17 protein-coding genes are annotated in these 21,562 nt (G+C 68.3%); 8 read left to right on the top strand and 9 right to left on the bottom strand.

Going from position 1 to position 21,562, the window contains the following annotated elements; genetic code table 11:
* The 4 genes from ABB55_RS02580 to ABB55_RS02565 are packed head-to-tail and all read right to left on the bottom strand — an operon-like array spanning nt 1 to nt 3,701.
* The gene (locus ABB55_RS02580; RefSeq protein ID WP_054357404.1) at nt 1-555 is read right to left on the bottom strand and encodes a VOC family protein; all 555 of its coding nucleotides are present in this window, start codon (nt 553-555) and stop codon (nt 1-3) included.
* Between the two features lie 3 nt (nt 556-558).
* Nucleotides 559-1,692, bottom strand: a complete 1,134-nt coding sequence (locus ABB55_RS02575; RefSeq protein WP_054361802.1) for an acetoin dehydrogenase dihydrolipoyllysine-residue acetyltransferase subunit — start codon at nt 1,690-1,692, stop codon at nt 559-561.
* Complete coding sequence (locus tag ABB55_RS02570; protein WP_054357403.1) at nt 1,689-2,702, bottom strand: alpha-ketoacid dehydrogenase subunit beta; 1,014 nt, start codon at nt 2,700-2,702, stop codon at nt 1,689-1,691. Before ABB55_RS02570 ends, ABB55_RS02575 begins: the two co-directional genes overlap by 4 nt.
* Nucleotides 2,703-2,732: 30 nt before the next feature.
* A complete protein-coding gene (locus ABB55_RS02565) occupies nt 2,733-3,701 on the bottom strand; it encodes a thiamine pyrophosphate-dependent dehydrogenase E1 component subunit alpha (protein ID WP_054357402.1) in 969 nt (322 codons plus the stop codon).
* A 457-nt stretch (nt 3,702-4,158) separates the two neighbouring features.
* Here ABB55_RS02565 and ABB55_RS02560 point away from each other — a divergent pair, with 457 nt between their 5' ends.
* A complete protein-coding gene (locus tag ABB55_RS02560) occupies nt 4,159-5,019 on the top strand; it encodes an ABC transporter substrate-binding protein (protein WP_054357401.1) in 861 nt (286 codons plus the stop codon).
* 168 nt (nt 5,020-5,187) lie between these two features.
* Nucleotides 5,188-7,002 (top strand): amino acid ABC transporter permease/ATP-binding protein, encoded by a 1,815-nt coding sequence (locus tag ABB55_RS31080; protein WP_054357400.1) that lies wholly within the window; start codon nt 5,188-5,190, stop codon nt 7,000-7,002.
* A 23-nt stretch (nt 7,003-7,025) separates the two neighbouring features.
* On the opposite strand, the gene ABB55_RS02550 is transcribed toward ABB55_RS31080, so the two are convergent.
* Nucleotides 7,026-7,664 carry a helix-turn-helix domain-containing protein gene (locus ABB55_RS02550; RefSeq protein WP_054357399.1) on the bottom strand — a complete coding sequence of 213 codons (639 nt, stop codon included), beginning with the start codon at nt 7,662-7,664 and terminating at the stop codon, nt 7,026-7,028.
* Nucleotides 7,665-7,759: 95 nt separating this feature from the next.
* A complete protein-coding gene (locus tag ABB55_RS02545) occupies nt 7,760-8,155 on the bottom strand; it encodes a RidA family protein (RefSeq protein ID WP_054357398.1) in 396 nt (131 codons plus the stop codon).
* 324 nt (nt 8,156-8,479) lie between these two features.
* Between ABB55_RS02545 and ABB55_RS02540 the strand changes: the two genes are divergently transcribed.
* The 6 genes from ABB55_RS02540 (at nt 8,480) to ABB55_RS02515 (ending at nt 16,098) form a co-directional block, all read left to right on the top strand.
* The gene (locus ABB55_RS02540) at nt 8,480-10,537 is read left to right on the top strand and encodes a hydantoinase/oxoprolinase family protein (protein WP_054357397.1); all 2,058 of its coding nucleotides are present in this window, start codon (nt 8,480-8,482) and stop codon (nt 10,535-10,537) included.
* Nucleotides 10,538-10,601: 64 nt separating this feature from the next.
* Nucleotides 10,602-12,374: a hydantoinase B/oxoprolinase family protein gene (locus ABB55_RS02535; RefSeq protein ID WP_054357396.1), complete on the top strand. Its 1,773-nt coding sequence runs from the start codon at nt 10,602-10,604 to the stop codon at nt 12,372-12,374.
* A gap of 21 nt (nt 12,375-12,395) precedes the next feature.
* Nucleotides 12,396-13,793 (top strand): aminotransferase, encoded by a 1,398-nt coding sequence (locus ABB55_RS02530; protein WP_054357395.1) that lies wholly within the window; start codon nt 12,396-12,398, stop codon nt 13,791-13,793.
* A gap of 438 nt (nt 13,794-14,231) precedes the next feature.
* Complete coding sequence (locus ABB55_RS02525) at nt 14,232-15,344, top strand: mandelate racemase/muconate lactonizing enzyme family protein (protein ID WP_054357394.1); 1,113 nt, start codon at nt 14,232-14,234, stop codon at nt 15,342-15,344.
* 164 nt (nt 15,345-15,508) lie between these two features.
* Nucleotides 15,509-15,766 (top strand): AbrB/MazE/SpoVT family DNA-binding domain-containing protein, encoded by a 258-nt coding sequence (locus tag ABB55_RS02520; protein WP_054357393.1) that lies wholly within the window; start codon nt 15,509-15,511, stop codon nt 15,764-15,766.
* On the top strand, nt 15,766-16,098 hold the full coding sequence (locus tag ABB55_RS02515) for a type II toxin-antitoxin system PemK/MazF family toxin (RefSeq protein ID WP_054357392.1): 333 nt from the start codon (nt 15,766-15,768) through the stop codon (nt 16,096-16,098). The genes ABB55_RS02520 and ABB55_RS02515 overlap by 1 nt, the downstream gene beginning before the upstream one ends.
* Nucleotides 16,099-16,158: 60 nt before the next feature.
* Here ABB55_RS02515 and ABB55_RS02510 read toward each other — a convergent pair whose 3' ends face one another.
* The 3 genes from ABB55_RS02510 to ABB55_RS02500 form a co-directional block, all read right to left on the bottom strand.
* Complete coding sequence (locus ABB55_RS02510; RefSeq protein WP_054357391.1) at nt 16,159-16,659, bottom strand: RES family NAD+ phosphorylase; 501 nt, start codon at nt 16,657-16,659, stop codon at nt 16,159-16,161.
* Nucleotides 16,656-17,129, bottom strand: coding sequence for a type II RES/Xre toxin-antitoxin system antitoxin (parS, locus tag ABB55_RS02505; RefSeq protein WP_054357390.1), 474 nt, complete (start codon nt 17,127-17,129; stop codon nt 16,656-16,658). The genes ABB55_RS02510 and parS overlap by 4 nt, the downstream gene beginning before the upstream one ends.
* Nucleotides 17,130-17,402: 273 nt before the next feature.
* Nucleotides 17,403-21,110, bottom strand: a complete 3,708-nt coding sequence (locus tag ABB55_RS02500) for a vitamin B12-dependent ribonucleotide reductase (protein WP_054361801.1) — start codon at nt 21,108-21,110, stop codon at nt 17,403-17,405.
* Nucleotides 21,111-21,562 lie beyond the last annotated feature (452 nt).

Raw genomic sequence — 21,562 nt, 5'->3', positions numbered from 1 at the left:
TTACTCCGCCGGCCGCTTCGGGTGCCAGAGGCGGACCGGCGCGTCGGCCTCGTAGGCCTTGCCGCGCGGCGCCGAGCAGAGTTCCATCTGCAGGCCCCAGGGCGCGAGAAAATAGACCCAGGACGCGCCGGCCGAGTTGCCCGTCGTGATCGTCATCGGCTCGCCGAGAATGCGGACGCCATGGGCCTTCAGGTGGGCGACGGCGGCATGAATGTCGTCGACATAGAGCGCGATATGGTGCCCGCCCCAATCGCTGTTGCGGGGTCGCGCGCGGACCTGATCGGGGGCGGAATATTCGAACAGTTCGAGGTTGAGCCCGTTGCGGCATCGCAGGAAGGAATAGCGGCAGGTCGCCTTGGGGTGGACGTCGAGCGCCTCGGCCATGAAGGCCTCGTCCTCGGGCCGTCCGCCGATGGCGTCGCCGGCATAGACGAAGTCGGCGCCGATCACCTCGACGAAGAAGGCCACGGCGGCATCGAGGTCCGGCACAGTCAGGCCGACATGGTCGAGCCCGGCGAGGCCGGGGATGCCGCGGACCGCGGTCGGCGCGACCATCGCTCAAGCCCCTGCGCGCGCGAAGCCGTCCCGCAGCGCGCGGACGACCTCCGCCGGCGCTTCGAGCTGCGGCATGTGGCCGGCGCCGGCGATCCGCGTCACTGTGAACCCGGTCGGCAGCTCTTCGGTATGGGCGATCGGGATGATCCGATCCGCCTCGCCCCAGACGACCGCGACCGGACAGGCGAGGGACGCGGCGTCGGCACGCAGGTCGACGGCCTGCCGCCCGTCGGGGAACAGGGCGGCGGCGATCGTGGCCAGCGCCTCGGGCACGCCGTCGCGGCGCTTCATGCGCAGCACGTCGTCGATCATCCGGCGCTCGACCGCATCGGCGTCGGCGAAGAGCCGGCCGAGAATGTCCTTCAGATCCTTCCGCCGCTCGGCCGCCAGGAAGCCCGCAATGTAGGTGCCGTCGATCTCGGGACCGAAACCGACCGGCGCCAGAAGCGAGAGCGAGGCGACCGCCTCCGGCCGTGCGGCAGCCGCCGCAAGCGCGACGGCGCCGCCCAGCGAATGGCCGACGAGATGCGCGCGCGGCAGATTCAGGGTGTCCATCAGGCCGGTCACCGCCGCGGCAAGCGTCGCCAGGGTGCCGTCGCCGATCTCCGTGCCGGAGGCGCCGTGGCCGGGCAGATCGAGCGCCAGGACCGGGCGCTCCGCGGCCAGTCGGGTCTCGACGAACATCCAGTTGTCGCGGTCGCCGCCGAAGCCGTGGATCAGCACCACCGGCACGGTGTCGGACGACCCCGCCCCCGGCGTGCGGCGCAGGGCGATCGACAGGGCGCCGACCGGGACGACCTCGTCGACCGGGCCCGCATCCGTGTCGGCTGCGTCGTCGACCAGCGCGGACTGCGTCGCCACGACCGCGTCGATCTCGGCATCCGGGACGCCGGCGTCCGCGATCACGCCGATCAGCGTGCCGACGGGCACGATCCGACCGGCCTCGACCACGGCGCGGCGGAGCACGCCGGCAACCGCGGCCGTCTCCACATTGGTGATCTTGGTGGTCTCGATCTCCGCCAGATCCTGACCCGCCGCCACCGTCTCGCCCGGCGTCACCAGCCAGCGGGCGACAGCCCCCTCCGTCATGGTCATGCCGTAGCGCGGCATGCGGACCGGCGTCACGGCGGCGCTCATCGGGTCCACCCGACGGCCTTGCGGACCGCCGCCTCGATCTTCTCGACGCTCGGGATGTAGGCGGCTTCCAGTTCCGGCGCATAGGGCACCGGGGCATGCGGCGGCGTGACCTTCTGGATCGGCGCCTTGAGCAGGCCGAAGGCCTCCTCGGCGACGATGCCGGCAATGTCGGAGGCCATGCCGCAGCGCGGATAGGCCTCGTCGACGATGACCAGGCGGCCGGTCTCCTCGAGCGTCTCGACGATCGTGTCGATGTCCAGGGGCGAGGTCGTGCGCGGATCGACCACCGTCGCCTCGATGCCGTCGCGGGCGAGCCGGGCCGCCGCCTCCATGGCGCGGCCGACCATGCGGCCATAGGCCACGATGGTGACATCGCCGCCGTCGCGCAGCACGCCGGCCTCGCCGAACGGGACCACATAGGCGCCGTCCGGCACCTCGCCCATGTCGTCGTACATCGCCTTGTGTTCGAGGAAGATGACCGGGTCGTCGTCGCGGATCGCCTGGATGAGGAGCCCCTTGGCGTCGTAGGGCGAGGACGGCACGACCACCTTCAGGCCCGGAATGTGGGTGAAGAGCGGGTAGAGCGCCTGGCTGTGCTGGCTGGCCGACCGCGTGCCGGCGCCGAAGGTGGCGCGCAGCACCATGGGGGTGACCGCCTTGCCGCCGAACATGTAGCGGAACTTGGCGGCCTGGTTGAAGATCTGGTCGAAGCAGACGCCCATGAAGTCGACGAACATGATCTCGACGACCGGCCGCAGGCCCGTCATCGCCGCGCCGGCCGCGGCGCCCACGAAGGCGCTCTCGGTGATCGGCGTGTCGCGGACCCGCTCGGGGCCGAATTCGGCGAGGAGCCCCTTGGTGACGCCGAAGGCGCCGCCCCAGGCGTCCTGCTCGCCGGACGCGCCCTTGCCGCCGGCGACATCCTCGCCCATGACGAAGACACGCGGATCGCGTCGCATCTCCAGCCGCATCGCCTCGTTCAGCGCCTGTCGGAACGACTTCCTCGGCATGGCTGGGTCTCCGTCGCGTGTTCGCGGGCTTCAGGGATAGGAGACGTAGACGTCGGTCGCGACGGTGGCGGGGTCCGGCCGGGGTGCGGCGCGGGCCGCCACGACGGCGCCCTCGACGGCGGCCGTCGCCTCCGCATCGATGGCGTCGAGTTCGGCCTCGTCGATCAGACCGGCCGGGACGACCTTGGCGCGGAACACCTTCAGGCAGTCACGCTCGGATCGCATCGCCTGCTTTTCCGCGCTCGACCGATAGGTATCGGCATCGCCGCTGAAATGGCCGAGATAGCGCGGCACCGTGATGTGCAGCACCGTCGGTCCTTCGCCGGCGCGACCGCGGGCGACCGCACGGCCCGCCGCTTCGTGGACCGCGAAGACATCGGTGCCGTCGACCCGCTCGGCCGGGATGCCGTAGCCGGCCGCCCGGACGACGATGTCGCCGGCGACGGCCCAGCTCGACGCCGTCGCTTCCGCGAAGCCGTTGTCCTCGATGGCGAAGATCACCGGAAGGTCCCAGACCCGGGCGAGATTGAGCGATTCCGCGGTGGTGCCCTGGTTGAAGCCGCCGTCGCCCGTATAGGCGACCGCCACGGCCCCGGAGCCGGTCAGCTTGGCGGTCAGGGCCGCGCCGCAGGCGAGGGGAGGGGCGCCGCCGACGATGCCGTTGGCACCGAGCATGCCCTTGTCGAGATCGGCGATGTGCATCGAGCCGCCCTTGCCGTGGCAGATGCCGGTGGCGCGGGCGAAGATCTCGGCCATCATGCCGTCGACATCGCATCCCTTCGCGATCGAGTGACCGTGGCCGCGATGGGTCGAGGCGACGCGGTCGATGTCGGTCAGATGCATCGAGATGCCGACCGCGGACGCCTCCTGCCCGGCATAGAGGTGGGTCGAACCGGGAATGTCGCCCGACGACATCTCCCGCTGGACCCGCTCCTCGAAGACGCGGATCAGCGCCATGGTTCTGTAGGCCTTCAGGAGGTCTGCCCTGGCCAGCTGCATGGGTCTCCCCGCCGTCTAGGGACGCAAAGGCGTCGCGAAACCAAATCTAGTGAACGTCAATTGCGTGGTAAAGAAGTGACTTGCATTGAATTCGGGCACAGGGCGGTCTGATTTTCGGCAGCCCGCCGGGTGGCTGCCGCATCCCGCTGCGGGCCGGCAAATGCCCGCGTCACGCCATGGAAGAGACGGGATTGAGCAAGTTTCGGGCATGTGCCGCAGAAACCAGCGGCTCTTTGCCGCGAAGGTCGCATCGAGTCCCCGGATGCGCAGGAGTTCCGGCGCGGCGGCCTTGGCACGCGGCTTGCTAATTTACCTCGGCGCAAGAGACTTGATCGGTGCGCACTTGGTTGTGCGAACGGATCCCGGCTCCTGCCTGGTGCGACCCGCAAGCGGGATGTGTCCCGGACCGCAGTCTTCGGGCGGCACCTCTTCGTCAGCGAACTCGAAGGATACCGACATGACGGCCAAAGGATGGACTTCCGCAGTCGCATTCGCTCTCGCGCTCGGCGTGGCCGGCGAGGCGCTGGCCCAAGCCCCGGCCTGCGAGCCGGCGAAGTTGGCCACCAAGTATCCGAGCCTTGCCGGAAAGACGATCAAGTTCGGCGCCGATCCGCAGACCCCGCCCTACACGATGCGTGATGGCGCGGACTTCAATAAGATCATCGGCGCCGATACCGATCTGGCCCGGGCAGTGTTCGATTGCCAGGGCATCAAGTACGAGATTTTCCTCGGCGGCTGGTCCGGCCTGCTGCCGGCGACCATATCCGGCCAGATCGACGTGTTCTGGAACAATCTCTACTATACCGCCGAGCGCGCCAAGCAGGTCGACTACGTGCTCTACATGCAGGCCGGGACCGGCGCGCTGACCCAGGCGGGCAATCCCAAGAAGATCGGCGGGCTCGATCAGACCTGCGGCACGACCGCGGCGGCCGGCCTCGGCACGGTCGAGGATGCCGCGCTCAAGAAGGAAGACGAGAAGTGCAAGGCGGCCGGCAAGCCCGGCGTCACCGTGATGACCTATCCGGATCTCGCCGCCGGCATCCGTCTCGTCCAGACCGGACGCGCCGACATCATGATGACGGACCTCGCGATCGTGGAATCGCTCGCGATCGACAACCCGCAGACCTATGCGCGCGCCTTCAAGATCCTGACCGGCTTCACCATCGGGGCGGCGGTCAAGAACGGCAACGACGAACTGCTCAAGGCCATCTACGAGGGCCTCGTCGCCGTGCAGGCGAGCGGCGGCCAGAAGGCGATCTTCCAGAAATACAAGATCGATCCGGATCTGCAGGTCGCAGCCGAAATCAAGAAGGACTGACGCCGGCGCTCGCCGAGAAGGGCACCTGTCCGGTGCCGTCGCGGACGGGCGGGGCTTGCAGCCTCGCCCGCCGCACTCCGATGAGACATGCGCGGATGCGGAGCCGACTGAGGCTCCCCGCGCTCCCCGGGTGAAACAGATGGCGGCCGCTGCGGCCGGGTGTGGCGAATGCAGATCTGGCTCCGACGGTTCACCGGCCTGTTTTCCCTGGCATTGATCCTCACGCTCATGCTGTCCGCCTGCGGCCCGGACGCCGGCACGCAGAATACCTCCACGCTCGACAATCTCGCGGGCGGCGGGAGCATCACCAAGAGCGGGCCGCCGCCGTTCCTGCTCGAGGTCTGGGGCTATTTCGTCTCCGGCTTCCTGTGGGAAGGGGCCTGGATCGCGGTCAAGATCACGGTCTGCGCGATGTCGGCCGGCCTTCTGCTCGGGCTCGGGCTCGCGCTGATGCGGCTGTCGGGCCTGGCGGCCGTGCGTGCGACGGCGTGGTTCTACATCTGGGTGGTGCGCGGCACGCCGCAGCTCCTGCAGCTCGTCTTCCTGTTCGACGCGCTGCCGGAACTGGGCATCAAGCTCGATCCGATCACCACGGCGATCATCGGCTTCGCTCTGAACGAGGCGGCCTTCAGCGCCGAGATCATTCGCGGCGGCATCCTGTCGGTCAACCGCAACCAGTCGATCGCGGCCGACAGCCTGGGCATGGGCAAGTTTCTGACGCTGCGGCGGATCATCCTGCCGCAGGCGATGCGGGCCATCCTGCCCGGCGTGTCCAACGACACGATCGGCATGCTCAAGCTGACCTCGATCGCCTCGATCGTCTTCGTCAACGAACTGACCTTCCGGGCCCAGCAGATCGTCGGTCAGAACTTCCGGTTCTTTCCCGTCTTCATCGCCGCCGGGGCGATCTATCTGGTGATGACGAGCGCCATCTCGCTGTTCCAGGCCTGGCTGGAAGCCCGTTACGACCTCGAGACGGACCGGACGCAGCGCAAGGGCGCCAACCTGATGGCCCGATTGACCGGTGGCCTGATCGGCGGCTGGGACCCGGCTCCTCCGGCCGAACCCGCCCCGCCGCGCGCCGGCGAGGACGATGCGCCGGCCCGGCCGATGCCGGTTCCCCGCCGGCAGCTCGACGAAGCCTGGCTCGCCCGCATCGCTGCGGCGGCCGATGTCGAGGCGCCGATAGGCGAGCCCTTCGTGGTCGCCAGGAACGTGCAGAAGGCCTATGGCGGACGCGAGGTGCTGGCCGGTATCGACCTGACCGTCAACCGCGGCGAATGCGTCGTCATTCTCGGACCCTCGGGCTCCGGCAAGAGCACCTTCCTGCGGATGATCAACCATCTCGAAGGCCTGGACTGGGGCGAGATCAGGGTCGACGGCCACACCGTCGGCTACGACTACGCGGCCGGCCGTCCCCGTGCCGTCCGCAACCTGGCCGCCGCGAAGGCCGCGGCCCGGATCGGCATGGTGTTCCAGTCGTTCAACCTCTTCGGTCACCTGACGGCGCTTGAGAATGTCGTCGAGGCCCCCGTCCGGGTGCACGGCATTGCGCCCGCGGAGGCGGAGTCGCTCGCGCGGGAACTTCTATCCAGCGTCGGCCTGGACGCACATACGGAGCATCTTCCGCACCGGCTCTCGGGCGGTCAGCAGCAGCGGGTCGCGATCGCCCGTGCGCTCGCCATCAAGCCGCGGCTGATGCTCTTCGACGAGCCGACGTCGGCGCTCGACCCCGAACTGGTCGGCGAGGTCCTGAATGTGATGCGCCGGCTTGCGGCTGCCGGCATGACCATGATCGTGGTCACCCACGAGATCCGTTTCGCCCGCGACGTGGCCGATCGGGTGATCTTCATGGACGAAGGCCGGATCATCGAGCAGGGGCCGCCCGAACAGGTCATCGACGCTCCGGTGCACGAACGCACCCGTCGCTTCCTGCGCATGGTCGAACAGGCCGGAACCGACGACGAAGCGATGCCGGCGTGAGCGGGGCGACGGGTCTCGACCGCTCAGAAGGTCGGCGGCGTGTTGATCCAGACCACCAGGGCGCTGGACGGACCGGACGCCCGGTAGCTGTGCGGGCGGTCGGATTCGAAGAAGAAGGTCGACCCGGCCGGGACGATGAAGATCTCGCCCTCGACGGTCAGCTCGACCGCGCCCTCCACGACATAACCGACCTCCTCGCCGGCATGGCGGAACGGTCCGCAAAGCGGCCCGCCCGCCGGAAGGGTGATCATCAGCCCTTCGAGGCGGCGCTTCTCGTCGACCGGAATGATGCTGTCTGCGGTCGAGCCGTCCCCCTCGGCCTCGTCGCCGCGCAACAGGCGCGGCCGGTCGTTCGGGCCGTAGACCGTGCAGATCTTCTCCTCGACCGGCTCCAGCAAGGTCGAAACGTTGATGCCGAGCGCCTGGCTCAACCGGTGCAAGGTGGTCAGCGACGGCGTCACGAGGCCGTTCTCGATGCGCGACAACAGGCTTTCCGAGCAGCCGGCCTTGACGGCGAGGTCCTTCAGCCGCAGCCGCCTGATCCGGCGCTGCAGACGCAGCCGCGGTCCGACGGCCGGCAGCGCGGCGCCGGCTTTGGCCGGGGCCGCGGCGGTTTCGGTGGCTGCGGGCTGTACGGTGGCGGGGGAGGCTTCGTCGGTCATGGCGGCCTAACGATACCGTTCGGGCTCGATCGTCAAGTCCGTGGAACAAGCAGTCTGCCGTCGAATGCGCCGCCGCGCCAGCGAGGCTCCGCCGCTCATGGTCGCACATAGGCGATGGCTTCGATCTCGACCAGCATTTCGGGCTCGGCCAGCGCGGCCTGGACGGTGGTGCGCGCCGGCGGATCCTTGGGAAAGAACTCCGCGAAGACGGCGTTCATGGCCGCGAAAGTGCGGATGTCGGCGAGGTAGACGTTGCATTTCAGCACGTCGTCCATGGTCGCCCCGGCCTCGGCCAGGATCGCGCGGATGTTGGTGAGCACCTGGTGGGTCTGCGCCGATACGTCGCCGATGCCGACGAGTTCGCCCGTCGACGTCCAGGCGACCTGTCCGGCCGTGAAGACGAAGCCGGCCGCCGCCGTTCCGGGCGAATAGGGATAGGACGGGCGCGGCTGGAAGGAGAGGCTGGCGGGAACGAGAGTGGTCTTCGGCATGGATTGGGCCTCCAGGGTGATGGCCCCCGCCCGGTGCAACGGGCGTGCCGTCCCGAGTTCATGAAACGGACTTGCAGGCCACGCATGCGATGCCAGGGCGCTGCGGGCTCGGATGCCGGCCACCGGTGCGGATGCCTCGATCCGAATGCCCAACAAGCGGGCATAAGACTCCCAAAGAGGCATGAAAAAATTGAGAGGTGGCGTCGTCCCCGCGGTTCGGTGGCGGCCTCCCGGCATCGAATGCTGGCCTGCAACTTGCTTGCATGAGCCGCAAGTGCATGATGAGGCCATCGGCGCAATGCCGGTCACGCAAGGGGAACACGGATGCGGCTTTCGATCGACGTGGGCGGAACCTTCACGGACTTGGTCGTGGACCGCAACGGCGTGCTGTCCCTGCACAAAGCCTCGACGACCTATCCGGACCCGGTCGACGGCATCCTCGATGCCGTCGCGGTCGCGGCCGAGCAGATGGGGACCAGCGTCGCCGCGATCCTGTCCGAGACCGACCTCCTGTTCCACTCGACCACGCGGGCCATCAATGCGGTCGTGACCGGGCGGACCGCCGCCACGGCGCTCATGGTCTCGGAAGGCCATCCCGACATCCTGGTCATCCGCGAGGGCGGCCGCACCGACCCGTTCAACTATCAGGTCCCCTATCCCGACCCCTATATCCCGCGCTCGCGCACCTTCGAGGTGCCCGGCCGCATCTGGGCCGACGGGCGCGAACTGGTCCCCTTCGACGAGGCCAAGGTGGTCGCCGCGATCGAAGACATGAAGGCGGCCGGCATCGAAGCCGTCGCCGTGTCGCTGATCTGGTCGATCGTCAATCCGGCCCATGAACTGGCGGTCGCGGCCCTGCTCGATGCGCATATGCCGGGCGTGCCCTACACGCTGGCGCATCAGCTGAACCCGACGGTGCGCGAATACCGCCGCACCTCCGCGACCGCGATCGACGCCTCGCTGAAGCCGATCATGCAGGGCTACATGCACGCCCTGAAGACGCGGCTGACCGCGGCCGGGCTCAAGGGCCGGATCTTCGCCGTGACCTCGCAGGGCGGTCTGGTCGACGTTGACGACCTCGCCGAACGCCCGATCCTGGCGCTCAACTCCGGGCCGTCGATGGCCCCGGTCGCCGGCCGCTACTTCGCCGCCGAGGAGGGCTGGACCGCGGCCATCGTCACGGATGCGGGCGGCACCACCTACGATGTCAGTCTGGTCAAGGACGGCATCATTCCCTGGACCCGCGACACCTGGCTCGGCCCGATCTACCGCGGCCACCTGACCGGTTTTCCGTCGGTCGACGTGAAGAGCATCGGTGCCGGCGGCGGCTCGATCGCGCGGGTCGATGCCGCCGGTCTGCTCCATGTCGGGCCGGAAAGCGCCGGCTCGACACCCGGGCCGGTCTGCTACGGGCGCGGCGGCACCAAGCCGACCGTGACCGATGCGGCGGTCGTGCTCGGCTATATCGACCCGTCCTTCTTCCTCGGCGGACGCATGGGCCTCGCCCTCGACGCGGCGCGGGCGGCACTGAAGCGCGACGTGGCCGATCCGCTCGGCCTCGGCCTGGAGGACGCAGCGCTCGCCGTCATCGATCTCGCCACCGAGCAGATGGTCAATGCGATCGAGGACATCACCGTCAAGCAGGGCATCGATCCGACCGGTGCCGTCATCATCGCCGGCGGCGGTGCGGCGGGCATCAACGCCGTGCTGATCGCCCGCCGGCTGCGCTGCGATACCGTGATCGTCCCGGATGTTTCCGCCGCGCTGAGCGCCGCCGGCGCGATGATGTCGGAACTGACCCGCGACTTCTCGATCACCGCCTTCATGCCGACCCGGCGCTTCGACGCGGACCGCGCGGCGGCGATCCTGGCCGACCTGACGGCGCAGGCCGAGACCTTCTTCGCCGCGGCAGGGCCGGACGCCTTCGCCAAGCGGATCGAACTCGCCATCGAGGGCCGCTATCCGAGCCAGGTCTGGGAGATCGAGGTCCCGGTCACGGCGGCCGACATGGCCGCGCCCGACGCGGTCGCGAGGCTGGTCGCGGCCTTCCATGCCCGCCACCAGGACCTGTTCAGCTTCCGTGACGACGGCGACGACGTCGAGATCATGAACTGGCGTGCCGTCGCCCGCTGCCGGGTGGCCGAGGAGAGCCGGGCGCATCTTGCGCCTCGCGCCGGGCACGGCCCCGGGGTCGAGCACCGGACCATGACGTTCCGCCGGACCGGATCGGTCGAGGCGCCGGCATGGCGCTGGGACGATCTGGCGCCGGACATGCCGGTCGAAGGGCCGGCCGTGATCGAGTCGAGCTTCACGACCGTCGTGGTCGATCCGGGCGCGACGGCGGTCAAGCGGCCGGCCGGCCATCTGATCATCACCCTGTGAGCGCCCGAACGGTCCGGGACGCCCGGCCCCATCCTGCTGCACGAGACGCCGAGGAGATTGCCGCATGACCGCCACCGAGACCCGCCCCAAGCCCGACGGCGTCCGCCTCGCCATCACGCAGAAGCGCTTCGAGGGCGTGACCCGCAAGATGGCCAACACCCTGCTGCGCACCGCGCGTTCGGGGGTCATCAACACCGCGCGCGACTTCTCCTGCGCGCTGGTCACGGCCGATTGCGAACTGCTGACCGCCGCCGACAGCTACCCGATCCATGTCATCGGCGGCGCCGACCTGATGGCGCGGGCGATGCTCGACATGCACCCGGACCCGAAGCCAGGCGACGCGTTCCTGCACAACTCGCCCTATCACGGCAACAGCCATGCGGCCGACCACACCATCCTGGTTCCCGTCTTCGACGACGACGGCCGCCACCGCTTCACGGTTCTCGCCAAGGCGCATCAGGCCGACTGCGGCAACTCGCTGCCGACCACCTACATGGGCAATGCGCGCGACGTCTACGAGGAGGGCGCGCTGATCTTCCCGGCCGTGAAGGTGCAGACCGGCTACAAGGACATCCAGGACATCATCAACATCTGCATGATGCGCATCCGCGTGCCCAACCAGTGGCGCGGCGACTACCTGGCGACCGTCGGGGCGGCCCGGATCGGCGAGCAGGCGATCGTCCGGATGGGGCGCGAACTCGGCTGGGACGCGCTGACGCAGCATGCCCAGGACTGGTTCGACCTGTGCGAACAGCAGATGATCGCGTGCATCCGCGGCATCAAGGCCGGGCGGGCGCGGGCGACCTCGATGCACGACCCGCTGCCGCGCACCCCGCCCGAGGGCATCCCGGCGACCGCGGACGTCACCGTCGACCCCGAGGCGGCGCTGATCACGGTCGACATGACCGACAACATCGACAGCCTGCCGGTGGGCGTCAATCTCTCCCATGCCTGCGCGCGCACGGCGGCGCTGGTCGGCGTCTTCAACAGCCTGCCGACGCCGATGCAGCCCAATGCCGGCAGCCTGCGCCGCATCGTCGTGCACCTGCGCGAAGGCTGCGTCGTCGGCATCCCGAGCCATCCGACCTCGACCTCGGTCGCCACCACCAATCTGGGTGACCGGGTGACCAATGCGGTGCAATGCGCGCTCGCCGCCATCGATCCGACCATCGGCATGGCGGAAGGCGGCGCCGCCATTCCGCCGGCGGCGGGTGTCATCTCGGGCGTCGATCCGCGCAACGGCCATGCCTTCGTCAACGAGGTCATCCTGGCCGCGGCCGGCGGCGCCGGGACCCCGACCCAGGACGGCTGGCTGTCGCTGTTTTCGATGGGCAATGCCGGCATGCCCTTCTACGACAGCGTCGAGGTCGACGAGATGCTGCACCCGATGATGATCGGCACGCGGCGGCTGGTCGCCGATAGCGAGGGCGCCGGCATGCATCGCGGCGCCCCCGGCATCCTGACCGAATACCGTCCCGTCGATTGCGACTTCGAGCTCGGCTACTGCTCGGACGGCACCGTCAACGCCGCCAAGGGCACGCGCGGCGGTCTCGACGCCCAGCCGGCGCGGCAGTGGCTGGCCGCCGACGACGGCACGATCACGCCGCTCGGCACGTCCGAGCAGGTGCTGGTGCGCCGCGACCAGACGGTCGTCTCCTATTCGACGGCCGGTGGCGGCTACGGCGACCCGGCAACGCGGGACCCCGAGCGGATCGCCAAGGACGTGCGGGAGAAGTGGATCACGCGCGAGCGCGCCCGGGATGTCTACAAGGCCGTCATCGCCCCGGACGGCAGCGTCGACACCGCCGCCACTGCCGCGCTGCGCGCCGCCCTCTGACCGTCCACCCAGGAGAGGCCCATGTTCGACGACCAGACGCCACCCCCGGCCAACTCCGACAGCGCGCGCGATCGCGCCGGCGTCATCCACCCGATGACGGACCTGCAGCGGCACGACCGCGAGGGACCCCTGCTGATCACCCGCGGCGACGGGGTCATGGTCTATGACGAGGACGGCAAGGCCTATATCGAGGGCGTTTCCGGCCTCTGGTCGGTCTCGCTCGGCTTCGCGCAGAAGCGGCTCGCCGATGCGGCGTATCGGCAGCTCCTCGAACTGCCGAGCTACCACCTGTTCCGCCACAAGAGCCACCCGAAGGCGATCGAACTGGCCGAACGGCTGCTCGGCATCGCGCCGGTGCCGATGTCCAAGGTGTTCTTCGCCAATTCGGGCTCCGAGGCGAACGACACCGCGATCAAGCTCGCCTGGTACTACAACAACGCGCTCGGCCGGCCGGAGAAGAAGAAGATCATCGGCCGCATCGGCGGCTATCACGGCATCACGGTGGCGTCCGGCAGCCTGACCGGTCTCGCGCGCAACCATGCCGACTTCGACCTGCCGCTGCCGCGCTTCCTGCATACCGACTGCCCGAGCCATTGGCGGCACGGGCTTCCCGGCGAATCGGAGACCGACTATGCGGCCCGCCTGGCCGCCAACCTGGAGGCCCTGATCCTCAAGGAGGGGCCGGAGACGATCGCGGCCTTCTTCGCCGAGCCGGTGATCGGCTCGGGCGGCGTCATCGTGCCACCCCAGGGCTATTTCGACCTGATCCAGCCGATCCTGAAGAAATACGACATCCTGTTCGTCGCCGACGAGGTGATCTGCGGCTTCGGCCGGCTCGGCGCGATGTTCGGCTGTCAGGTCTATGGGCTGGAGCCGGACATGATCGCGATCGCCAAGGGGCTGTCGTCCGGCTACGTGCCGATCTCGGCCGTCCTGATGAACGCGAAGATCTGGGACGCCTGCTACGCGCAGTCCGGCAAGCTCGGCGTCTTCGGCCACGGCTTCACCTATTCGGGCCACCCGGTCGCGGCGGCGGTGGCGCTCGAGGCGCTCGATCTCTACGAGGAACTCGACATCGTCGGCAACGTGCAACGGCTGGCGCCGATCCTGCAGGCGGGCGTCCAGAGCCATGCCGGCCACCCGCTCGTCGGCGAGGCGCGCGGGATCGGATTCCTGGGCGGCTGGGAGCTGGTGGCCGACAAGGCCACCAAGGCACCGTTCCCGTCGCCCGGGATGGTCGGTCTGATGGCCGAACGCCATTGCCAGGCCCGCGGCGTGATCCTGCGTGCCCTCGGCGACACCCTGACGACGGCCCCGCCGCTGGTGGCGACCGCCGAAGACATCGCGCGCATCATCGCGGTCGTCGGCGAGGCCCTCGACGCGACCCTGGCCGATCTCAAGGCCGGGGTGACGATCTGACCGTCCGCCGCGCTCGCGCGGCGCCATGGCGGGCTGCATCGGCGGCCGGCCGACATTGGACCGCGGGGGCAGGGCAGGGCCTCCCTCCCGATCTGCGGCCCGCTGACAATCGACCGGGAGCGTCGCGCTTGCCGCCGATCCCGCAAGTCTGCGCCGCGGCCGTCGGTATCCGTGTCACGGGCGCCGATCGGGCATGCAGCGGCGACACCCGCCTCGGGGTGCACTCGTCGATCGAATCGAAGAAGATGCCGGGCAAGCCCGGGGCGATGCAGCCTGTCCCGGCCGGATGCTGTCGTCCGGGCGGGGCGGAGACAGCCTTTGCACTCAGGGCTCGAGCCGCACCCCGTCCGGTCGATCGCGCCGATCCGACCGGGACGGACCCCGCGCCGACCACGCTGAGGCGCCACAATCAAGACCGGGAAACCCGGGAGGAACGTCATGGCCCGCATCGTCCGGATCGAAGCCGGAATGGTCGACATCGCGCCGAAGGTGAAGCGCACCGACGCGATCCAGAGCTTCGTCAGCCAGGAGACCCCGATCGTCCGGATCACGGACGCCGACGGCGTCACCGGCATCGGCTATTCCTACACGATCGGCACCGGCGGCCCGTCGGTGATGAAGCTGATCGAGAAGACGCTCGGGCCGCTGCTGATCGGCCGCGAGGCGCTGGAGATCGAGCGGCTGTGGCGCGACATGCTGTTCGTCACCCACGCCACCACGGTCGGCGCGATCACGGCGCTGGCCATGGCGGCGCTCGATACCGCATTGTGGGATCTGAAGGCGCGCAAGTTCGGCGAGCCGCTGCACCGGCTGGCCGGCGGCGCGCAGGCGAGCCTGCCGCTCTATACGACCGAAGGCGGCTGGCTGCATCTCGAACCCGCCGCCCTGGTCGAGGATGCGCTGAAGGCCAAGGCCGACGGTTTCGGCGGCGCCAAGATCAAGATCGGCCGGCCGCATGTCAGCGAGGACGTCGCCCGGCTCGCCGCCGTGCGCGACGCGGTCGGCCCGGCCTTCGAGATCATGACCGACGCCAATCAGGCCTTCACGGTCGATGAGGCCGTGCGCCGGGCCCGCCACTACGAGGCCGTCGACATCGCCTGGTTCGAGGAGCCGCTGCCGGCCGACGATCTCGCCGGCCATGTCCGCCTGGCGCGCTCGACGACCATCCCGGTCGCGGTCGGCGAGAGCCTCTACAGCCCGCTGCATTTCCGCGAATACATGCAGGCCGGCGCCTGCTCGATCGTGCAGGTCGACGTGGCGCGCATCGGCGGCATCACGCCCTGGCTCAAGGTCGCCCACGCGGCCGAAACCTTCAACCTGCCGGTCTCGCCCCATTTCCTGATGGAACTGCATGTCGCGCTGTGCTGCGCCGTGCCCAATGCGCGCTGGGTCGAATACATCCCCCAGCTCGACAGCCTGACCACCAGTCCGATGCGCATCGAAGCCGGCCGCGCCTACCCCTCCGACGCCCCTGGCCTCGGCATCGCCTGGGACCTCGACGCCGTCGACCGGACGACGGTCCCGGGCTCGCGATTCGTGCTGAGGGCGTGAGGGCGCCGGCATCGTCGAGCGTTGGGATCCGCTTCCGCACGCGACGCGAAATTCGCCTCGGAAGGCCGGTCCTGAGTCAAGCCGCATCCTTGGGCATGGCTTGCCGCACCTTGCAGGGGTACGCTGTCGATGTTATATTTCAATATAACATCGACGAGGGGCTCATGCATACGACCAATCTGCGCAAGGTCGGCGGTTCCGTGATGCTTGCCGTACCGCCGGCGCTGCTCGATGTTCTGAATCTATCGGCTGGCGCCCGGGTCGGGCTTTCGGTGGACAATGGCCGGCTGGTCATCGAGCCGAACATGCCATTCCGCTACACGCTGGACGAACTGCTGGCCCAATGCGATCCCGTCGCCGAGTCGGACGGCGAGGATCGCGCGTGGCTCGACGACGAGCCGGCCGGTCGCGAACTGCTCTGATGGAACGCGGCGACATCTATCTCGTCTCCCTCGATCCGACAGCCGGTCACGAGCAGCAGGGCATGCGCCCGGTGCTGATCGTCTCGCCCGGTGCGTTCAACAGGCTGACCAGGGTCCCGGTGGTGCTGCCGATCACGAGCGGCGGCAACTTCGCCCGCATGGCCGGCTTTGCCGTCTCGCTGATGGGTGCCGGCACCCAGACGACCGGCGTGGTGCGGTGTGACCAGCCGCGTGCCCTGGACATCGGCGCCCGCCGCGGTCGCAAGCTGGAATCCGTCCCCGACGCCATCATCGACGAGGTCATGGCGAGGCTCGCGACGATCCTGACATGACAGCACCCAATCAGTGCCGGCATCGCAGGTATATATGGCCGCCACGCCAGCAGATTGATTTCACGCCGGCGGATGCAGGCGGGTATCGAGGGCAAAGCGCTCCTGGAACAGGACTTCGTAAGTCCCGGCCGCCCGTTCGGGATCGAAGACAACGTTCCAACTGAACGGGCAGACCGCGCTCGGCAGAGCCACGAGCTTGTGCCGGCCGATCAGGTCATTGCCGAAAGCCTGCTGGCCGGCGCTCGGGATGCCCGGTCGAAGCCAGTTCGGATTGGGCAGGCCGGCCGGCTCGACGATGTGGATTTGCGCGGGATCGAGAATGCGGGCGGCCGTCAGAATGTGGGCGACCGTATCGAGCGTCGTGAAGCCCTTGTGGACGGCGACTTCCAGGATCGCCGTCGAGGCGTCGAGCGAACTGTACACGGCCCGCGTTCCTCGGCTGTTCCAGCGCCCGCCGACGCGATAGGCGCCTTCGCCCGTGTTCCAGGTCGGCGCATGGCGTTCGAGGTCGAGGCGCCAGAGGATGACCTCGCCGCCGAGCGCCGCCGGAACGACCGTCACGTGTAGACCCCGTATTCGAGGCGGACCAGATGGTCGTCGACCATTTCGGCTCCGGCGAGCGTGCTGAGGAGATCGAGCGGCCGGTATCCGTCGAAGGCCAGGGCGGGGCGCTCCAGCCAATGTTCGGCCTCTTCCTGGGATCCGAAAATGTCGGTGGCGCGCGTCAGGATCTCGGCGAACTTCCAGGCGCGACCGCTCTGTTCCCGCCCCAGCGGTTTGGACAGATCGGCCCGGCGGCGCTGATGCGTCCGGATGCTCATGCCGACCGCTTTCTCGAGGGACTCCGTCCGCCCGAGGACGCGCAACTGATCGACGAGATGGTCGAGGGCCGAGGCCGGCAGTCCCTCAAGGATCAGCTCGTGCAACTCCAGCGTGGTGGAGACGCGCTTCGACAGCACCTCGGCGCCGCCGAGCAGTTCGCTCACGCGTTGAAGATTGTCGCTTCTGACCGATACCGAAGCCGTCGCCATCGCAGCACCTTGTGTCAACTGTCGCAAAATATACGACATGTGACGCGGCATTCAAGCCCGGGCTCGCCGGCTGCGTGTCATACCGACGGTCATGGAATGATCGTCGGTACTCAATACGAGAATTTCTCATGCCTCTGACGCCTATGAGAAATTCGCGCTCCTTCAACGGCCCGATGCGTCAGCATCCTGGGCCGTTGGTATCAGGCGGCCCATCGCAAAAGAAAGCGCCCCGGGCTTTCGTCCGAGGCGCTATCGTCGGGTTTATGGGCGAGATCAGCTGCAGCCGCTGGTGCCGCCGCAGGTGTCGCATTTCAGGCAGGTGCCGTTGCGGACCATGGTGAAGTTGCCGCATTCGCTGCAGGCTTCGCCTTCGTAGCCCTTCATGCGGGCTTCCGCGATGCGGGCGCCGATGGCGGGCTGCGGGCGCTCCTCGGCCTCGGTGCGGCCGGCCGGGACGCTGCGCGTCTCGGTGGCGGCGCCGGCCTTCAGCGCGGTGGCGCCGAAGACATTGGCGAAGGCGGTGACCACGGCCGGGCCGGACGCGGTCGGGGCGACGTTGGCGGACCCGCGCGGGCCGCTGTCGACCACCTTCAACCGCTCCTGCACCTTGCCACGGACCAGGCCACGCGAGACCACGGCTTCCGGACCCGGCGCCGGCTTGGCGACACCTTCGACCACGCCGGAGCCCATCGCCGTCGCCCCGATATCCTCGGGGCGGACATGGGCCAGATCGTGCCGCGACAGGTAGGAGACCGCCAGTTCGCGGAAGACGTAGTCGAGGATCGAGGTCGCGTTCTTGATCGCCTCGTTGCCCTGCACCATGCCGGCCGGTTCGAACCGGGTGAAGGTGAAGGCGTCGACATATTCCTCCAGCGGCACGCCATATTGCAGGCCGAGCGAAACCGCGATGGCGAAATTGTTCATCAGCGAGCGGAAGGCGGCGCCTTCCTTGTGCATGTCGATGAAGATCTCGCCGATGCGGCCGTCGTCATACTCGCCGGTCCGGAGATAGACCTTGTGGCCGCCGACGATCGCCTTCTGGGTATAGCCCTTGCGGCGGTTCGGCAGCTTCTCGCGCTCGCGGATCGCCCGCTCGACGATACGCTCCACGATCCGTTCGGCCGCCATCGTGGCCCGGGCCGGAGCCGGAGCCGCGATCATCGCCTCGGCCGCATCCTCCGCCTCGTCCTCGTCATCGGCGAGAAGCTGCGAATTCAGCGGCTGCGACAGCTTGGAGCCGTCGCGGTAGAGCGCGTTGGCCTTCAGCGCCAGGCGCCAGGACAGCGTGTAGGCGTTCTTGGCGTCCTCGACGGTGGCGTCGTTGGGCATGTTGATGGTCTTGGAGATCGCCCCGGAGATGAAGGGCTGCGCCGCGGCCATCATGCGGATGTGGCTTTCCACCGACAGGAAGCGCTTGCCCGTGCGGCCGCACGGATTGGCGCAGTCGAACACCGCCAGGTGCTCGGCCTTCAGATGCGGCGCGCCCTCGACCGTCATGGCGCCGCAGATATGGATGTTGGCGGCCTCGATCTCGGCCTTGGAATAGCCGAGCGCGGTCAGCATGTCGAAGGACGGGCTGTCGAGATCGGCGGCGGTGAAGCCGAGCACCTTGGTGCAGAACTCCTCGCCGAGCGTCCACTTGTTGAAGGCGAACTTGATGTCGAAGGCCGACTTCAGGCCGCCCTGGATCTTGGCGATCGCCTCGTCGGTGAAGCCGCGCGCCTTGAGCGAGGACGGGTTGACGCCCGGCGCCTGGGCGAGCGAGCCGTGGCCGACCGCATAGGCCTCGATCTCGGCAATCTCGCTCTCGCGATAGCCGAGGCTGCGCAGCGCCTGCGGCACCGACTGGTTGATGATCTTGAAGTAGCCGCCGCCGGCCAGCTTCTTGAACTTGACCAGCGCGAAGTCCGGCTCGATGCCGGTCGTGTCGCAGTCCATGACCAGACCGATCGTGCCGGTCGGCGCGATCACGGTGACCTGGGCGTTGCGGTAGCCGAACTTGGTGCCGAGCGCGAGGGCGTCGTCCCAGGCCTTCACGGCCGCGGCCAGCAGCGCCTTGTCGGGGCAGGCGCCATGGTCGAGCGGAACCGGCGAGGTGTTCAGCTTCTCGTAGCCGTCATGCTCGCCGCGCGCCGCCCGGGCATGGTTGCGCATCACGCGCAGCATGGGATCGGCATTCTCGGCATGGCCCGGGAAGGGGCCGAGTTCCTTGGCCATCTCGGCCGAGGTCGCATAGGCCGTTCCGGTCATGACCGCCGACAGGGCGCCGCAGATGGCGCGGCCTTCCGGGCTGTCATAGGCGATGCCCGACGACATCAGCAGGCCGCCGATATTGGCGTAGCCGAGGCCGAGGGTGCGGAACTTGTAGGAAAGCTCCGCAATCGCTCGCGACGGGAACTGCGCCATCAGGACCGAGACTTCGAGCACCACGGTCCACAGCCGGCAGGTATGGATATAGGCCTCGACGTCGAAGCTGCCGTCGGCCCGCCGGTAGGGCAGCAGGTTGATCGAGGCCAGATTGCAGGCCGTGTCATCGAGGAACATGTATTCCGAGCACGGATTCGAGGCGACGATCTCGCCGGACGCCGGGCAGGTGTGCCAGTCGTTGATGGTCGTGTGGAACTGGATGCCCGGATCGGCCGAGGCCCAGGCGGCGTGACCGACGGTCTCCCACAGGTCGCGGGCACGCAGGGTCTTCTTGATCTTGCCGGTCTGACGGTATTTCAGGTCCCACTTGCCGTCCTGCTCGACGGCGCGCAGGAACTCGTCGGTGACGCGCACCGAATTGTTCGAGTTCTGGCCGGAGACGGTCAGATAGGCTTCCGAATCCCAGTCCGTGTCGTAGGTCGGGAATTCGATGTCCTTGTAGCCCTGGCGCGCGAACTGGATCACGCGCTTGATGTAGTTCTCGGGCACCAGGCTCTTCTTGGCGGCGCGGATCTCGCGCTTCAGCGCCGGGTTCTTCAGCGGGTCGTAGCAATCCTCGCCCGAGCCGTCGCAGTTGACGCAGGCTTTCATGATCGCGCTGAGATGCCGGGAGACGATCTTGGAGCCGGTCACCAGCGCGGCGACCTTCTGCTCCTCCTTCACCTTCCAGTTGATGTAGTCCTCGATGTCGGGATGGTCGATGTCGACCACGACCATCTTGGCGGCGCGGCGGGTGGTGCCGCCCGACTTGATCGCGCCGGCGGCGCGGTCGCCGATCTTGAGGAAGCTCATCAGGCCGGACGAGCGGCCGCCGCCGGAGAGCCGTTCGCCCTCGCCGCGCAGCTTGGAGAAGTTGGAGCCGGTGCCGGAACCGTATTTGAACAGGCGCGCCTCGCGCACCCACAGATCCATGATGCCGTTCTCGTTGACGAGGTCGTCGTCGACGGACTGGATGAAGCAGGCATGCGGCTGGGGATGCTCGTAGGCGGTCTCGGAGCGGGTCAGCTTGCCGGTCCGGTAGTCGACATAGAAATGGCCCTGGCTCGGGCCGTCGATGCCGTAGGCCCAGTGCAGGCCGGTGTTGAACCATTGCGGGCTGTTGGGGGCGACGAGCTGCATCGCCAGCATGTAGCAGAGCTCGTCATGGAAGGTGCGGGCGTCGGCCTCGGAGTCGAAATAGCCGCCCTTCCAGCCCCAATAGGTCCAGGTGCCGGCGAGCCGGTCGAAGACCTGGCGGGCGTCGATCTCCGAACCGGTCCGCTCGGATGCGGGCAGGGGGGCGAGCGCGGCCTCGTCGGCCACCGAGCGCCACAGCCAGGAGGGAACCGTCTCCTCCTCGACGCGCTTCAGGCGGGTCGGCACGCCGGCTTTCCGGAAATACTTCTGGGCGAGAATGTCCGCCGCCACCTGGCTCCACTGCGCCGGCACCGCAATGCCGTCGAGCTTGAAGACGACCGAACCGTCAGGGTTGCGGATCTCGCTCGTCGTGGTTCGGAATTCGATCGCTGCATACGGCGAAAGTCCCGCCGTCGTGAAGCGCCGCTCGATGCGCATCGTGTCGACCCCCAATGGTGATCGGACCTCACGAGCCCGATCCTAGCATGATGGAGGCGCCCTGTCGGGTCGCCATCCTGTCCCCGCCCGTCGGCCGTTCCGCCGCAGGCCCTATCGTTCTTCTTCTTCCGCCCCGATGGACGCGGCCGGTCGGATCGGTCCGACTCTGGCTTCGAATCGCCGCGTCGCGTCTCTATGTAGTGTCTCAGGCTCGGTCTGGCCACTAAATATAGTATTAATGCCCGACCGTTTACGCAGCCCCCTGAAACACGCGCAAAAATCGGCTGGGCGCCGATCCGGAAGATCCGCGACCCGATCCGATTTCAGTACATTTTCAGGAACTTATGCCGGATCTTTCACCCGCCGGACGGGCCGCGATCCGATGGCTTCGAAGCTAGTCCGAGTCTGTTTGGGAGGTCAAGACTTGGGGGCGTCGGTGCCCTCAGCCGGCT

Source organism: Prosthecodimorpha hirschii, from assembly GCF_001305515.1.
Classification (GTDB): Bacteria; Pseudomonadota; Alphaproteobacteria; order Rhizobiales; family Ancalomicrobiaceae; genus Prosthecodimorpha; species Prosthecodimorpha hirschii.
This window is presented reverse-complemented; position numbering and strand designations above follow the sequence as displayed.

Coding starts and splice junctions, on each gene's coding strand:
- ABB55_RS02580 (WP_054357404.1), bottom strand. CDS start 555: ATGGTCGCGCCGACCGCGGTCCGCGGCATCCCCGGCCTCGCCGGGCTC.
- ABB55_RS02575 (WP_054361802.1), bottom strand. CDS start 1,692: ATGAGCGCCGCCGTGACGCCGGTCCGCATGCCGCGCTACGGCATGACC.
- ABB55_RS02570 (WP_054357403.1), bottom strand. CDS start 2,702: ATGCCGAGGAAGTCGTTCCGACAGGCGCTGAACGAGGCGATGCGGCTG.
- ABB55_RS02565 (WP_054357402.1), bottom strand. CDS start 3,701: ATGCAGCTGGCCAGGGCAGACCTCCTGAAGGCCTACAGAACCATGGCG.
- ABB55_RS02560 (WP_054357401.1), top strand. CDS start 4,159: ATGACGGCCAAAGGATGGACTTCCGCAGTCGCATTCGCTCTCGCGCTC.
- ABB55_RS31080 (WP_054357400.1), top strand. CDS start 5,188: ATGCAGATCTGGCTCCGACGGTTCACCGGCCTGTTTTCCCTGGCATTG.
- ABB55_RS02550 (WP_054357399.1), bottom strand. CDS start 7,664: ATGACCGACGAAGCCTCCCCCGCCACCGTACAGCCCGCAGCCACCGAA.
- ABB55_RS02545 (WP_054357398.1), bottom strand. CDS start 8,155: ATGCCGAAGACCACTCTCGTTCCCGCCAGCCTCTCCTTCCAGCCGCGC.
- ABB55_RS02540 (WP_054357397.1), top strand. CDS start 8,480: ATGCGGCTTTCGATCGACGTGGGCGGAACCTTCACGGACTTGGTCGTG.
- ABB55_RS02535 (WP_054357396.1), top strand. CDS start 10,602: ATGACCGCCACCGAGACCCGCCCCAAGCCCGACGGCGTCCGCCTCGCC.
- ABB55_RS02530 (WP_054357395.1), top strand. CDS start 12,396: ATGTTCGACGACCAGACGCCACCCCCGGCCAACTCCGACAGCGCGCGC.
- ABB55_RS02525 (WP_054357394.1), top strand. CDS start 14,232: ATGGCCCGCATCGTCCGGATCGAAGCCGGAATGGTCGACATCGCGCCG.
- ABB55_RS02520 (WP_054357393.1), top strand. CDS start 15,509: ATGCATACGACCAATCTGCGCAAGGTCGGCGGTTCCGTGATGCTTGCC.
- ABB55_RS02515 (WP_054357392.1), top strand. CDS start 15,766: ATGGAACGCGGCGACATCTATCTCGTCTCCCTCGATCCGACAGCCGGT.
- parS (WP_054357390.1), bottom strand. CDS start 17,129: ATGGCGACGGCTTCGGTATCGGTCAGAAGCGACAATCTTCAACGCGTG.
- ABB55_RS02500 (WP_054361801.1), bottom strand. CDS start 21,110: ATGCGCATCGAGCGGCGCTTCACGACGGCGGGACTTTCGCCGTATGCA.